General features: G+C 63.3%; 13 protein-coding genes. 9 read left to right on the top strand and 4 right to left on the bottom strand.

Features of this window, described 5'->3' with window-relative positions; genetic code table 11:
• Window positions 1–81 precede the first annotated feature (81 nt).
• Together hybE and AC2VNO_RS08325 are read left to right on the top strand one after the other, a co-directional pair.
• Window positions 82–528 carry a [NiFe]-hydrogenase assembly chaperone HybE gene (gene hybE, locus AC2VNO_RS08330; RefSeq protein WP_486933695.1) on the top strand — a complete coding sequence of 149 codons (447 nt, stop codon included), beginning with the start codon at window positions 82–84 and terminating at the stop codon, window positions 526–528.
• 85 nt (window positions 529–613) lie between these two features.
• The gene (locus tag AC2VNO_RS08325; protein WP_486933694.1) at window positions 614–1,387 is read left to right on the top strand and encodes a 3-hydroxybutyrate dehydrogenase; all 774 of its coding nucleotides are present in this window, start codon (window positions 614–616) and stop codon (window positions 1,385–1,387) included.
• Here the strand turns inward: AC2VNO_RS08325 and AC2VNO_RS08320 are convergent, their stop codons facing one another.
• Window positions 1,388–1,927 (bottom strand): response regulator transcription factor, encoded by a 540-nt coding sequence (locus AC2VNO_RS08320; RefSeq protein WP_486933693.1) that lies wholly within the window; start codon window positions 1,925–1,927, stop codon window positions 1,388–1,390.
• Between the two features lie 14 nt (window positions 1,928–1,941).
• On the bottom strand, window positions 1,942–3,204 hold the full coding sequence (locus AC2VNO_RS08315; RefSeq protein WP_486933692.1) for an ATP-binding protein: 1,263 nt from the start codon (window positions 3,202–3,204) through the stop codon (window positions 1,942–1,944).
• A gap of 169 nt (window positions 3,205–3,373) precedes the next feature.
• On the opposite strand from AC2VNO_RS08315, the gene AC2VNO_RS08310 reads away from it, so the two are divergent.
• Window positions 3,374–4,963, top strand: coding sequence for a peptide chain release factor 3 (locus AC2VNO_RS08310; RefSeq protein WP_486933691.1), 1,590 nt, complete (start codon window positions 3,374–3,376; stop codon window positions 4,961–4,963).
• Between the two features lie 113 nt (window positions 4,964–5,076).
• Window positions 5,077–5,856, top strand: coding sequence for a TatD family hydrolase (locus tag AC2VNO_RS08305; RefSeq protein ID WP_486933690.1), 780 nt, complete (start codon window positions 5,077–5,079; stop codon window positions 5,854–5,856).
• Here AC2VNO_RS08305 and ygfZ read toward each other — a convergent pair.
• Complete coding sequence (ygfZ, locus tag AC2VNO_RS08300; RefSeq protein ID WP_486933689.1) at window positions 5,853–6,893, bottom strand: CAF17-like 4Fe-4S cluster assembly/insertion protein YgfZ; 1,041 nt, start codon at window positions 6,891–6,893, stop codon at window positions 5,853–5,855. The genes AC2VNO_RS08305 and ygfZ overlap by 4 nt on opposite strands.
• 197 nt (window positions 6,894–7,090) lie before the next feature.
• Here ygfZ and AC2VNO_RS08295 point away from each other — a divergent pair, with 197 nt between their 5' ends.
• The 4 genes from AC2VNO_RS08295 to nei all read left to right on the top strand — a co-directional run bounded on the left by AC2VNO_RS08295 (window position 7,091) and on the right by nei (window position 10,711).
• Window positions 7,091–7,288 carry a hypothetical protein gene (locus AC2VNO_RS08295; RefSeq protein WP_228573696.1) on the top strand — a complete coding sequence of 66 codons (198 nt, stop codon included), beginning with the start codon at window positions 7,091–7,093 and terminating at the stop codon, window positions 7,286–7,288.
• Between the two features lie 16 nt (window positions 7,289–7,304).
• Window positions 7,305–7,727, top strand: a complete 423-nt coding sequence (locus tag AC2VNO_RS08290) for an OsmC family protein (protein ID WP_228573698.1) — start codon at window positions 7,305–7,307, stop codon at window positions 7,725–7,727.
• Between the two features lie 86 nt (window positions 7,728–7,813).
• Entirely contained in the window at window positions 7,814–9,835 is a 2,022-nt protein-coding gene (uvrB, locus tag AC2VNO_RS08285) for an excinuclease ABC subunit UvrB (protein WP_486933688.1), read from the top strand.
• A 42-nt stretch (window positions 9,836–9,877) separates the two neighbouring features.
• Window positions 9,878–10,711, top strand: a complete 834-nt coding sequence (nei, locus tag AC2VNO_RS08280) for an endonuclease VIII (RefSeq protein ID WP_486933687.1) — start codon at window positions 9,878–9,880, stop codon at window positions 10,709–10,711.
• A 70-nt stretch (window positions 10,712–10,781) separates the two neighbouring features.
• Here the strand turns inward: nei and AC2VNO_RS08275 are convergent, their stop codons facing one another.
• Window positions 10,782–12,569, bottom strand: a complete 1,788-nt coding sequence (locus tag AC2VNO_RS08275; RefSeq protein ID WP_486933686.1) for a thiamine pyrophosphate-requiring protein — start codon at window positions 12,567–12,569, stop codon at window positions 10,782–10,784.
• A 259-nt stretch (window positions 12,570–12,828) separates the two neighbouring features.
• Here AC2VNO_RS08275 and AC2VNO_RS08270 point away from each other — a divergent pair, with 259 nt between their 5' ends.
• Window positions 12,829–14,340: a fumarate hydratase gene (locus tag AC2VNO_RS08270; protein ID WP_486933685.1), complete on the top strand. Its 1,512-nt coding sequence runs from the start codon at window positions 12,829–12,831 to the stop codon at window positions 14,338–14,340.
• The last annotated feature ends 30 nt before the right edge of the window (window positions 14,341–14,370 follow it).

Here is a 14,370-nt window from a genome sequence, read left to right as displayed (position 1 = left end):
ATGCATGGACCTGCCAGAATAGCAGCCGAAAGGCGTCCTGCCGAACGGGGTGCCTTACCATCTGTCTGGAAGGAGTGTCCCATGCTGGCCCCTACGCCTGATCAATACCGGCGCCTGAACGAAATGGCCCAGGCCTGGAAGCGCCGACAGGCCGAAGCGCTCGAGGCATCGCCGACCTGCAATCCGCATCTCGATGTCGATGCGCTGTGCTTTCAGGTTTGCCCTGACCGGGGCCAGGACTCTGCGCTGCGCGATTTTCTGATCGGCGCCCTGATCAGCCCCGCGTCACTGTCGTTGGTGCTGTTCCCTACCTTTGCCAGCGCTCCACCACCCGCGGAGGGCGAGCGACGGGCCTTCGACCTGCCCTCGGGCCGCTATCCTTTCGTTGCCGAGCGGGTGGACGAGCAAACCTGGCTTTGGCGCTGCCAGTTGCTCGACGACCTGAGCGATCTTGAAACCCGCGAGGAGGGCAGCCGGTTGGCGCAGCGCCTCATGGATCAGGTAATGGCTCCTTCTGCAGAGGCGTAAGACTTCCGGTGGGCTGGCCCCGATTGCGCCCCGGGGCTTATGCTGAGCGCTAGAGTCTCCCATCGTCGTGTAGAAGGATTTACCCATGACTAACGCAACGTCTACCGTGCCACGTGTCGCCCTGGTGACGGGTACCGCCAGCGGCATCGGTGAAGCCGTGGTACGTCAGTTTCGTGATCTCGGCCATCAGGTGCTGGCCGTCGATTTCAACGATCAGGCCAAGGCCAAGGCGGATGCCGTCGGGGCGGCATTCTTTCAAGCGGATCTGGCTGACGGTACGGCGTGCAAGGCTGCCGTGGCCGAGGCCGTCAAGCGCTTCGGCAAGGTCGATATCCTGGTCAACAACGCCGGGATTCAACACGTATCGCCGATCGAGGATTTCCCCGAGGCCAAGTGGCGCCAAATCATCGATCTCATGCTGACGGCGCCTTTCCTGCTCACCCAGGCCGCCTGGCCCTCCATGCGTGAGAATGGCTGGGGGCGCATCGTCAATATCGCCTCGGTGCATGCCCAGGTCGCCTCGCCGGGCAAGTCGGCCTATATCAGCGCCAAGCACGGCATGATAGGGCTGACCAAGACCGCGGCGCTGGAGGGGGGGCCGCAGGGCATCACGGCCAATGCCATCTGCCCGGCCTATGTGAAGACGCCGCTGGTGGAGAACCAGATCGCCGATCAGGCCAGGCTGCATGACATGCACGAGGAGGACGTGGTGCAGCAAATCATGCTCAAGAACGCCGCGGTCAAGCGTCTCATCGAGCCCGAAGAGGTGTCGGCCCTGGTGGCCTATCTGGCTTCGGATGCGGCCGGCGCTGTGACCGGCTCGAGCTGGAATATCGATCTTGGCTGGACAGCTCAATAATCAACGCCGCACCGGGCGCTTCTGCAGCTTGCGTTGCAGGGTACGGCGGTGCATGCCCAGGGCGCGGGCGGTGGCCGAGATGTTGCCGTCGTGCTCCTGCAGCACCTTCTGGATATGCTCCCAGGCGATGCGGTTGATCGAGGGGGGCGAGTCGGCCACTTCGGCGTCCGGGTCGCCCTGCTGCTGATCCAGTGCGGTGAGTATCTCGTCGGCATCGGCCGGCTTGCATAGGTAGTTGACGGCGCCGAGCTTGATCGCTTCCACCGCAGTGGCAATGCTCGAGTAGCCCGTCAGCACTACGATGCGGCAGGCGGGCACCGCTTCGAGCAGTTCGGGAAGCAGCTTCAGCCCCGAGGTGTGCTCAAGCTTGAGGTCCAGGGTCGCAAACTCGGGGCGATGACGGCGAGCCAGGCTCAGTGCCTGTTCCGCATCGTGTGCCACCAGGACCTCGTAGCCACGCCTGCTCAGGGCGCGCGAGAGTACGTGGCAGAACATTTCGTCGTCATCGACGACCAGCAGGCGGGTATCGGCGTCTTGCATGGTGTCCTCGTCGCTCAGGGCTCGCTGTGCGGCAGGGTCACTTCGGTCAGCGTCCCTCCCTCAGGATGATTATACAGGCTTACACCGCCGCCGAAGCGGTTGATGGTCGCGTGGGTCAGAAACAGGCCGATACCGAGTCCCTTGCTCTTGGTGGAGACGAAGGTTTCCCCCAGCTGATCGGCGATGTCCAGACTGACGCCCGGACCATGGTCGCGAATGTCGACGATCACCTCCGCGTCATTCCAGTCGAGGCGAATGCTGACGTCATCCGGATTGGCATCTGCGGCATTGTTGAGCAGGTTGGTAATGGCCTGGTCCAGGGTGGTATCGACCTTGAGCCAAGGCGTGCCACGCTGGTTGGCGATCTCGAGGCGATGGCTGACGTCAGGGCGCAGCACCAGCCAGCGCTGCACCACTCCCTTAAGCCACTCCCGCGCATCGCAAGTCTCCGGTTCGGCCATGCGCCGTCGGTCGGTGTTCTCTACCAGGTGACGCAGCCGCGACTTGCATACGTCGACCTGACGACGCAGCAGGTCGATATCCTCGGCAAGTTCAGGGTCGTCACGGGCATCGTCGCGCATCTCGCTGAGCAGTACCGCCATGGTCGACAAAGGGGTGCCTAGCTCATGGGCGGTGCCGGCCGCCTGGGTCGCCACCGCGATGATCTGTTCGTTGCGCAGCGCCGCCTCGCGAGTCTTGGAAAGGGCCTGTTCGCGGCTGCGCAGGGCATGCGCCATCTTGTAAATGAAGAAGGTGACCAGCCCTGCAGACAGGCCGAAGTTGATCCACATGCCGAGGATGTGGAGGTTCACGCCGGCGGCTTCGTGGTAGTGGGCGAACTGCGGAACCGGGTGATGTACCCACATCAACAGCGTATAGGACGCCATGGCCGCGCTGGCGATGATCCAGGCGTAGCGCCAGGGCAGGGTGGCGGCCGCAATGGTGACGGGGACCAGATAGTAGTTGATGAAGGGGTTGCTGGAGCCACCGGTCAGATAGAACAGCAGTGTCAGGCCCGCGGTGTCGGCCAGCAGATGCAGCACGTACTCGGTGTGGCTGACAGCCCACTGACGGCCGAGTCGCCACCAGGTGAAAAGGTTGACCAGTCCCATGCAGACGATCACCCCGATGACCGCCGCCACCTCGATGTCGAAATGCAGCAGCTCGACGCCGACGATGGCGGCGATGAGAAAGCCTGTCCAGGTGATGCCGCGGACGAGGGTCAGGCGCACCAGGTTGCGGCTGGGCGTCGAGAGGGGCAAGGGGGTGGCAGGCATGAGGGCTCCGTGCGGTCGTCCTTGGCCGCATCATACCGTGTCGTTGCCCTCGACGTGCATTGGGTGACGCTTTCGCCACGCTCGCCCTACAACTGTACGAGGCAAAGCCGTAGAATGCGCCCACTGCCATTCACGCACCGCTTGGTGCCACAAGACGAATTCGAGACTGATGTCTGATGCCGATCTGGCCCGGGAAGTCGGGCTGCGTAGAACCTTCGCTATCATCTCGCACCCCGACGCGGGCAAGACCACCATCACCGAGAAGATGCTGCTGTTCGGAAACGCGATTCAGCTTGCCGGTTCGGTGAAGAGCAAGCGCAACGACCGCCACGCCACGTCGGACTGGATGAAGATGGAGCAGGAGCGGGGTATCTCCGTGACCACCTCGGTGATGCAGTTCCCCTACGGCGGTCGTGTCGTCAATCTGCTCGATACCCCAGGCCACGAGGACTTCTCCGAGGACACCTATCGCACCCTGACCGCCGTCGATTCCGCGCTCATGGTGATCGATGGCGCCAAGGGCGTCGAGGAGCGCACCATCAAGCTGATGGAGGTGTGCCGCCTGCGCACCACGCCGATCCTGACCTTCGTCAACAAGATGGATCGCGACATTCGCGACCCCATCGAGGTCATGGACGAAGTGGAAACGGTGCTCAACATCGAGTGTGCGCCGATGACCTGGCCCATCGGCATGGGGCGCCACTTCAAGGGCGTGTATCACCTCTACAACGATGTGGTCCATCTCTACACCCAGGGGCAGGGCAGCCGGATCCCCGATGACAAGCGTATCGAGGGGCTCGACAACCCCGAGGTCGACGCGGTGCTCGGCACCGAAGCGGCCGAAGAGCTGCGCATGGAGGTGGAGCTGGTGCGCGGCGCTTCCCACGAGTTCGACCTCGACGCCTACCGTCGCGGTGAGCTCACGCCGGTCTATTTCGGTACCGCCATGGGCAACTTCGGTGTGCGCGAAATGCTCGACGGCTTCGTCGAATACGCTCCGACGCCGCAACCGCGTGAGACCGATACCCGTACCGTCGAGGCGGCCGATTCCCGCTTCACCGGCTTCGTGTTCAAGATCCAGGCCAACATGGATCCCAAGCACCGGGATCGCATCGCCTTCCTGCGCGTCTGCTCGGGCAAGTACGAGAAGAACATGAAGATGCGCCACGTGCGCATCGGCAAGGACGTCAAGATCGCCGACGCCTTGACCTTCATGGCTTCCGACCGGGCCCATGTGGAAGAAGCTTGGCCCGGCGACATCATCGGCCTGCACAACCACGGCACCATCCAGATCGGCGATACCTTCACCATGGGTGAGGACATGCGCTTCACCGGCATTCCGCACTTCGCCCCGGAGCTGTTCAAGCGTGTACAGCTCAAGGACCCGCTCAAGCTCAAGGCATTGCAGAAAGGGTTGCAACAGCTCTCCGAGGAAGGGGCTACCCAGCTGTTCCAGCCGCTGGATAACAACGACTTGATCCTGGGGGCCGTCGGCACCTTGCAGTTCGATCTGGTCGCCCATCGCCTCAAGGAAGAGTACAAGGTCGATTGCGTCTATCAGCCGGTCAACGTGCAGACCGCGCGCTGGATCTACTGCGACGATGCCAAGAAGCTCGATGAGTTCAGGCGCAAGGCGAGCGCCAACCTGGCCCTGGATGGCGGCGGCTACCTGACCTACATTGCCCCCACGAGGGTCAACCTTCAGATGACCCAGGAGCGCTGGCCGGAGATACGCTTCGCCGCCACGCGGGAACACTAGGGAAACACTACACGAATGCCTGCGTGAGCGAAGCGCTGCGTTGCGCGGTACCGAAGCGTCGGCTGGTCGGATCCTCGTCAGGGACGACGAATGAACTGCCAAGGAGAGCCAAGGTGTTGATCGATGCCCACTGCCATCTCGATTTCGAGGCCTTCGAAGAAGATCGCGAAGCGATGTTCGAGCGTGCCAGGCAGGCCGGTGTGAGCCACTTCATGGTGCCGGGTACGACCCGCGAGCGCTGGCCCGCCGTGCTGGAATTGAACCGGCGCGCGGACGTGCACATCAGTCTGGGCCTGCATCCCTACTTCATGCACGAGCATGGTGACGGCGACCTCGTGGCCTTGGCCAAGCTGCTCGATGAGCACCCCGAGGTGCGGGCGCTGGGGGAGTGCGGTATCGATGCACGCTTCGAGGAGACCCTCGATCAGCAGTGGTCGCTGTTCAATGCTCAGCTGCGCCTGGCCAAATCGCGCCAGCTGCCGGTGGTCATCCACTGCGTGCATGCCAACGACAAGGTCTCGAAACGGTTGCGTCAGCTCGACATGCCGGCGGGGGGGCTGATCCACGCCTTTGCCGGCTCGCCTGACCAGGCCTGGAAGTTCCTCGACCTCGGCTTCGTCGTGGGTCTTGGCGGTGCGGTCACCTATGAGCGCGCCCAGCGCCTGTGGCGTGCAGTGAAGAGCCTGCCCGACGATGGATTCGTGCTGGAAACCGATAGCCCAGACATGCCGCTTTGCGGTTATCAAGGGCAGCGCAACGAGCCGGCACGCATCACTCAGGTGTGTGAACGGGTGGCAACGTTGCGGGGTGAGACGCCGGAGACGATCGCTGCGCAGAGCACCGCAACCGCCTGCCGGATCTTCGGGTTGGACGTCGCCGGGAACGAGGCCTAGGCGCTGGCCTTGGCAAGGCTCTCCGGGTCGAGCCGCTCGATGGGGTAGGGGAGCGGCAGCAGCGTGAGGGGCTGGCCCTCGATCGAGAGCGGACCGATATCGTCGCGCGTCGTGAGAACCGCCAGCAGTTCGACGTTGCCGCAGCCGTCGTGCTCGGCGGCAATCGCCTCGCCCGCACTCTTGCCGCTCTCGTCGACGATGGCGCTCCCCAGTGGAGGCAGACGTTCACCCGTCAGGCGCGCTCGAGACAGGCGCTTCTTAACCTGCCCGCGGAAGTGGGCGCGTGCGACCACCTCCTGGCCGGTATAGCAGCCCTTCTTGAAGCTCACCCCGCCCAGGGCTTCCCAGTTGATCATCTGTGGCAGCAGCGCGTCCTGATGGGTAGGCGTCAGCCAGGCGAGCCCGGCCTGTATGTCGTGCAGGCACCAGACGGCGTTACCCACCCGGGCAGTCTCCTCTCCCAGTCCATCCACGGTCGCTTGCACTCGCTCCTGAGGCAGGCAAACCAGAGCGCGCGGCTGAGGCCCGGGGTGAGCCAGCAGTTGCACCTCCTCGTCGCCGGCCTGATGCCAGGCAGCGGGTAGTGGCACGTCGAACCGGCTTGCCACCAAGGCAGGCACCCGTTCGCCGATCAGACCCAGGATTGCCAGATCGTCGCGGATGGCGAGCTCGGATTTGTAAAAGGGGGCGAACTTCTTCAAATGATCGCGTAGCGGCTCCAGCAGGCCACGATGCAGAATCAAGCGGTAGCGGTCGGGACTGATTTGCATGAGCTGGGCGTTGGCCAGCATACGCCCCTTGGCACTGCAGAAGGCGGTGAGCGGAGCGAACTCGCCATTGGCGAGGTCGACCTGAGCGCTGGTCTGCCCCTGCAGCAGCTTGGCAGCGCCAGGCCCAAGCACGTCGAGCACGCCAAGGTGAACGAGCGGTGCGATGACGGCCTTGCTCATGGCCTCCTGAAGGGGGGGCGGGGAGGCGACCGCCACCCGCTCATCGCTCACATAACGCCCATCCAGGGCGGTGATCCAATCGCTCATGCCAAGGCTCCGGGTCGTCTTTGGTATCTCATCGCTCCGTTATGTGGGTTGGCGAATGAGATTGCAAGGGAGCCGCCACAATAGCATGAACGATAAAGCGTCTCGTTCCTTGATCGGCGCGATGCTGGCCGATGCCCAGTTCGGGGCGCCATGCTAGAATCGTCGCTGACTTATTCCGTGCACCGAGGGGACCAGGCATGCCGCATCAGTCGCTCGATTTCACAGGCGTCGAGAACGCCGATCAGGTCAACCGTATCACCACGGCCTTGATGATGGTGGACGGCGTGGAGAGCGCCGAAGTGGGTCGTCATGGTGCCGAAGTGGAAGGGCGTGCAAGCCGTGAGGCCCTGGTCCGAGCCGTTCTGGCACTCAAGCTGCCCATTCAGGTCAAGTAACCCAGCGGAGCCGTCAATGAACAAGACCATCGAAATCGTCAGCGAGCGTAACCGCATCTTTCGCCAGCGGGTGCAGATCGAAGGCCTCGAGGACGTATACGTCGATGTGCCCAAGGCATTCGGTGGCGAAGGCAGCGCACCCGATCCACACGACTATTTCGATCTCTCGCTGGGTGCATGCAAAGCGATCACCGCCCAGATGTATGCCCAGCGCAAGAAGTGGCCGCTGGAAGGCATCACCGTGAGGGTCAACCGGGATGACAGCGAGGAACGCAAGGGCACCTATCGACTCGAAGTAGTGATGACCTTCCACGGTATCGAGGATGAGGAGCAGCGTGCACGTCTCGAAGAGATCAGTCACAAGTGCCCCATCCACCGGTTGATGACCAGCGCGACCGTGGAAGTCACCACCCGCAGTACCGCTGCCGGCGAGGCATGAGCCCAGCCGCAGCGCTATACTTGACCACTCATCGGTACGTTGAAATCAGGCGCCGTGAAGGCGCCTGATGCCTTTCGGGAGCCACCATGAGCAAGCCGTTTCGCCTCAATGCCAATTTCAAGCCCGCCGGCGACCAGCCGGCTGCGATAGAGGCCCTCATCAATGGGCTCGAGTCCGGGCTGGCGCATCAAACGCTGCTTGGCGTGACCGGTTCGGGCAAGACCTTCACCATGGCCACCGTGGTCGAACGGCTGCAGCGCCCGGCCATCGTCATGGCGCCCAACAAGACCCTGGCCGCGCAGCTCTATGGTGAGTTCAAGTCCTTCTTTCCGGACAATGCCATCGAGTACTTCGTCTCCTACTACGACTACTACCAGCCGGAAGCTTACGTTCCCTCGTCGGACACCTTCATCGAGAAGGACGCCTCCATCAATGACCATATCGAGCAGATGCGTCTCTCGGCGACCAAGGCGCTGCTGGAGCGGCGCGATGCGCTGATCGTGGTGTCGGTATCGGCCATCTACGGTCTCGGCGACCCCGACCAGTACCTCAAGATGCGCCTGCACTTCACCCGAGGCGAACTGATCGACCAGCGCTCCTTTCTGCGCCGGCTGGCTGAGCTGCAGTACACCCGCAACGACATGGACTTCAAGCGCGGCACCTATCGGGTGCGCGGTGACGTCATCGATATCTACCCGGCCGACTCCGACGAGGAAGCGGTGCGAGTCGAGCTGTTCGGCGACGAGATCGACTCGATTCGCCTGTTCGATCCGCTCACCGGCGAAGTGCGCGGCCAGGTGCCACGCATGACGATCTACCCCAAGAGCCACTACGTGACGCCACGTGAGACCATCATCTCGGCCGCCGAGCGGATCAAGGCCGAGCTCATCGAGCGGCTGGAATGGCTGCGCAAGAACGACCGCCTGGTGGAGGCTCAGCGGCTGGAGCAGCGCACCCTCTATGATCTGGAGATGATGAACGAGCTGGGCTACTGCAACGGCATCGAGAACTACTCGCGCTATCTCTCCGGCCGTAATCCCGGCGAGCCGCCGCCGACGTTTTTCGACTACCTGCCTGACGATGCCCTGCTGTTCATCGACGAGTCCCACGTCAGCGTTCCCCAGGTGGGAGGCATGTACAAGGGCGATCGATCGCGCAAGGAAACCCTGGTCGAGTACGGTTTCCGCTTGCCCTCGGCCCTAGATAACCGCCCCATGACCTTCGAAGAGTGGGAGCGCATATCGCCGCAAACGATCTTCGTCTCGGCGACGCCGGGCCCCTATGAGGCCGAGCACGCCGGTCAGGTGGTGGAGCAGGTGGTCCGACCCACAGGGCTTGTCGACCCCGATATCGAAGTGCGCCCGGCCACGACCCAGGTCGACGATCTGCTCTCCGAGATCCGCCTGCGCACGGAGGTGGGTGAACGGGTACTGGTCACCACCCTGACCAAGCGTATGGCGGAGGATCTCACCGAGTACTTCGACGAACACGACGTGCGCGTGCGCTATCTGCACTCCGATATCGATACCGTGGAGCGGGTGGAGATCATCCGCGACCTGCGCCTGGGCAAGTTCGACGTGCTGGTGGGCATCAACCTGCTGCGCGAGGGCCTCGACATCCCCGAGGTTTCGCTGGTGGCCATACTCGATGCCGACAAGGAGGGCTTCCTGCGCAACGAGCGCTCGCTGATCCAGACCATCGGCCGCGCGGCACGCAACGCTCATGGCAAGGCAATTCTCTACGCCGACCGCGTCACCGACTCCATGCGGCGCGCCATCGACGAGACCGAGCGCCGCCGCGCCAAGCAGGTCGCTCACAACGAACGGCACGGCATCACGCCCACCACCGTGACCCGTTCGGTGGCCGACATCATGGAGGCAGCCCAGGCGCCTGGGCGCAAGGGCAAGGGGCGACGCAGCGAGCGCAAGGTGGCCGAGGGCGCGGCGATCTACGATATCGATGCGTTGTCGCCTACGGATCTGCTCAAGGAGGTATCGCGGGTCGAGGATGCCATGTTCGAAGCGGCCCAGAACCTGGAGTTCGAGGAGGCGGCCAGGCTGCGCGACCGGCTGCATGAGCTCAAGGAGCGGCAGCTGGCGCTTGGGTAGCCCGCTCGAGGCTTTCCCGCATTATTCTGAATCGGAGCAACGATGCCCGAAGGCCCTGAGATTCGCCGTGCCGCCGACCGCCTGCACGAGCAGCTTGCCGGCAGGCGGTTGGAGTCCGTGTGGTTCGCCTTCCCCGAACTGGCCGCCGAGGCCGACTCGCTGATGGGGCGAGAGGTCGCGGCGGTGGACAGCTGGGGCAAGGCGCTACTGACCCGCTTCGACGACGGGCGTGTGCTCTACTCCCACAACCAGCTCTACGGCGTGTGGAAGCTGCATGACGCCGAGCGCGAGCCCGATACCCAGCGCTCGCTGCGTGTTCGGTTGACGGCAGAAGGGCGCTCGGCCAGCCTCTATAGCGCTTCCGATATCTCCCTGTGGCCGGCCGACAGGCTCGACGAGCATCCGTTTCTCTCCCGGCTCGGCCCCGATCTGCTGACGCATGGTGTCACTCCGAAGCAGGCCATGGCACGCCTGTGCGAAGCCCGTTTCGCACGTCGCCGGTTGGGCGGGCTACTGCTGGACCAGTCGCTCTTCGCCGGGATCGGCAATTATCTGCGCTCCGAAATCCTGTTTTTCGCCGGGCTCTCTCCCACGGCCCGGGTGGCGGATTTGACCGCTGAGCAGCTGAGTCGGTTGGCCCGCAGCATTCTCGATGTGACGCATCAAGCCTACCAGCAAGCCGGCGTGACGAACCGCGCCGAGTGGGCCAGCGCCGCCAGGCGGCAAGGCGAGAGCCGTCGCCAGAGTCGCTTTGCCGTGTTCGAGCGTGACGGTCTTGCCTGCCATGCCTGCGGCATACCGATAGAACGGTGGGTCATCGCGTCGCGGCGCTTCTACCGCTGCCCAAGCTGTCAGCCGGACGAGAAGAACGCCTAATTATACCGTTATCTTCATGATGCACAGCCCTGATCACGCAACGTGGTCATCAGGGCTGGTGGGCGCGCTGCTACTTCTTGCGCTTGAACAGTGAACGTCCTACCTGTTTTGCCGACAGCTTGGCGCTGTGCAGTCCGCTGGAATCTCCCTTGAGCATCGAGGCGAGGTAGCTTTTGGCCTGATCGAACTCGATGTGCGGCGGCAGTGGGGCAATGTCGCTATCGGTGTAGGCATTGATCACGACCGGCCGTGCGGCGGTAATCGCCTCGGTCCACACCCGGTCGATATCGTCTGGGTGGCGCATGGTCAACCCCTTCAAGCCCAGCAGCTCGGCATACTCGTCGTAGCGGAACTCCGGAAGCTCCTGCGAGGTATCGAACTTGGGGTCTCCTTCCATCACGCGCTGCTCCCAGGTCACTTGGCTCAGATCGTGATTGTTGAGAACCAGCACGATGCAGCGGGGGTCTTCCCACTCCTGCCAGTATTTGGCCAAGGTGATCAGGGCATTGTTGCCAAGCATCTGCATGGCGCCGTCGCCGACCAAGGCAATGGCGGGGCGGTCGGGGTGGCAAAACTTGGCGGCGATCAGGTAGGGCACGCCGTTACCCATCGATGCCAGTCCGCCCGACACCGAGCCCAGCATTCCGCGACGAATCTTGAGGTTTCGCGCATACCAGTTGGTTGCCGAGCCGACATCGCAGGCGAGCATGACGTTATCCGGCAAGCGCGGTGAAAGGCTCTGGAAGACGGCCTGGGGATTGATGGGGTTGGCCTCGGTGGCGGCGCGTGCCTCGATCTTCTCCCACCAGTCGTCGATCCAGCCCTGTATCTGCTTGCGCCACTTGTTGCTGCGCTTGCGCTTGAGCCGCTCGGCCAGGGCGGCCAGGGTCGCGGCGGCATCGCCATGCAGGTTGATCTCGGTAGGGTAGCGTACCCCCAGCGCCTCGGGGACCGCATCGATCTGCACGGCTCGGGCCTGGCCGGGTTCGGGCAGGAACTCCACGTAGGGGAATCGCGTGCCTACCATCAACAGCGTGTCGCACTCCTTCATCATGCGATCGCTGGCCTCGGTTCCAAGCAGACCAATGGCGCCGGTCACGCCCGGAATGTCGTCGGGCACCATGGTCTTCGCCAAGATCGCCTTGGCGATGCCGGCACCGGTGAGGTCTGCCACGTGAAGGAGTTCGTCAACGGCGTGCTTGACCCCTGCGCCGGCCAGAATGGCGACCTTCTTGCCTTGATTGAGTATCTCGGCAGCGGTGTCCAGGTCGGCGGGCTCCGGTACCAGCTGCGGGAAGCGATAGCCGACGCTGGAGAACACTGCCCCGTGCTCTCTGGGCGGATCTTCCATGGGAAGATCCTGCACGTCGTTGGGCAGGATCACGCAGGTCACGGTACGTCGGGCGATGGCGATGCGCATCGCCTGGTCGATGACGTGTCTGGCCTGAGCCGGCTCGGTGACCATCTGCACATACTCGCTGGCCACGTCCTTGAACAGCGCCATCAGATCGAGCTCCTGCTGGTAGTCCGTACCCAGGCTCATGCGCGCCTGTTGACCGACGATGGCCACGGTGGGCATATGGTCCTTGCGAGCGTCGTAGAGGCCGTTCAACAGGTGCACGGCGCCAGGCCCTGAGGTCGCCACGCACACGCCTACCTGATCGCTGAACTTGGCGTGGGCACAGGCCATGAAGGCGGCGACCTCCTCGTGGCGCGGTTGAATCAGACGGGGGTGACCATCGGCACGGCGCAGGGCGGACATGAAGCCGTTGATTCCATCGCCGGAGTAGCCATACAGGCGCTCTACACCCCATTCCCTGAGGCGCGAGACGAGAAAGTCGCAAACGGTAGGTTGCATGATCGGCTCCTTGATCGTGACTGCGGATATCCTTGTGGAAGCTACAGCAAGCGTAGAGCCGTCTGAGGGAAGTGACAAATGACTCCAACTGATTTTATACCGTTATCTTCAAAGGACTGTCATCCTAACATTACGACCTTGGCGGCAGACCTCTGTCGAGCAGTCCTCGATACGGTATAATTCGCCACCGTTCGAACCCGCCGATTCCCCAGCGAATCCAGAAGCGGGCATGCCGACACTGCCGAGGAGCTCCTATCACATGACCGTGATTCGCCAGGACGATCTGATCCAGAGCGTCGCCGACGCCCTGCAATACATCTCCTACTACCATCCCAAAGACTTCATCGACGCCATGGCGGCGGCGTACGAGCGGGAAGAGAACCCGGCGGCCAAGGACGCCATTGCGCAGATCCTGATCAATTCACGCATGTGCGCCATGGGGCATCGTCCGATCTGCCAGGATACGGGGATCGTGACCGTCTTCGTTCACGTAGGCATGAACGTGCGCTGGGAGGCCGAGATGAGCCTCGACGACATGATCAACGAGGGCGTACGCCGCGCCTACCAGCTGCCGGACAACGTTCTGCGCGCCTCGGTGCTGGCCGACCCGGACGGGGCACGCAAGAACACTGGGGACAACACACCGGCGATCATTCACCACAAGATCGTCCCGGGCGATAGCGTGGAAGTTCATGTGGCCGCCAAGGGCGGTGGCAGCGAGGCGAAGTCCAAGTTCGCCATGCTCAACCCCTCCGACAGTGTGGTCGACTGGGTGATGGAGCAGCTGCCCAAGATGGGGGCCGGCTGGTGTCCGCCCGGTATGCTGGGCATCGGTATCGGCGGTACGGCCGAGAAAGCCATGGAGATTGCCAAGGAAGCGCTGCTCGACCCCATCGACATTCAGGAACTTCAGGCGCGCGGGCCTTCCAATCGTGCCGAGGAGCTGCGCCTGGAGCTGTTCGACCGGGTCAACAAGAGCGGCATCGGCGCCCAGGGTCTGGGCGGCCTGACCACGGTGCTCGACATCAAGGTCAAGGACTATCCGACTCATGCCGCGAACAAGCCGGTGGCGATCATTCCCAACTGCGCCGCAACCCGCCATGCGCACTTCACCCTGGACGGCTCCGGCCCTGCAGCGCTGCCTGCCCCCAAGCTCGAGGATTGGCCCGAGATCACTCGCGAGATGGGTGACAACGTCAAGCGCGTGAACCTGGATACCGTGACGCCGGAAGAGGTGCAGACCTGGCAGCCTGGCGACACCCTCCTGCTCAATGGCAAGCTGCTGACCGGTCGCGACGCGGCTCACAAGCGCATGGTCGACATGCTTGGAAAGGGCGAGGCACTGCCCGTCGATATGAACGGGCGCTTCATCTACTACCTCGGTCCGGTAGATCCGGTAGGCGACGAAGTCGTGGGCCCGGCCGGACCCACGACCGCCACGCGCATGGACAAGTTCACGCGCACCATGCTCGAGGAAACCGGCCTGCTGGGCATGGTGGGCAAGGCAGAGCGTGGTCCCGCGGCGATCGAGGCGATCCGTGACAACAAGGCGGTATATCTGATGGCAGTGGGCGGCTCCGCCTATCTGGTGGCCCAGGCGATCAAGAAATCCCGTGTGGTGGGCTTCGCCGATCTTGGCATGGAAGCGATCTACGAGTTCGAGGTCGAGGACATGCCGGTCACCGTGGCGGTAGATAGCCAGGGTACCTCGGTGCACCAGACGGGTCCTGCCAAGTGGAAGGAGATCATTGCCGAACGTATCACTGCCTGACGAACAAAGGCGCGCAGTGACCTGGTAGCA

It is taken from the genome of Halomonas sp. TH-94, from assembly GCF_057473365.1.
The sequence above is the reverse complement of the archived record's forward strand: the minus strand, read 5'-3'. Positions and strand labels throughout refer to the sequence as shown.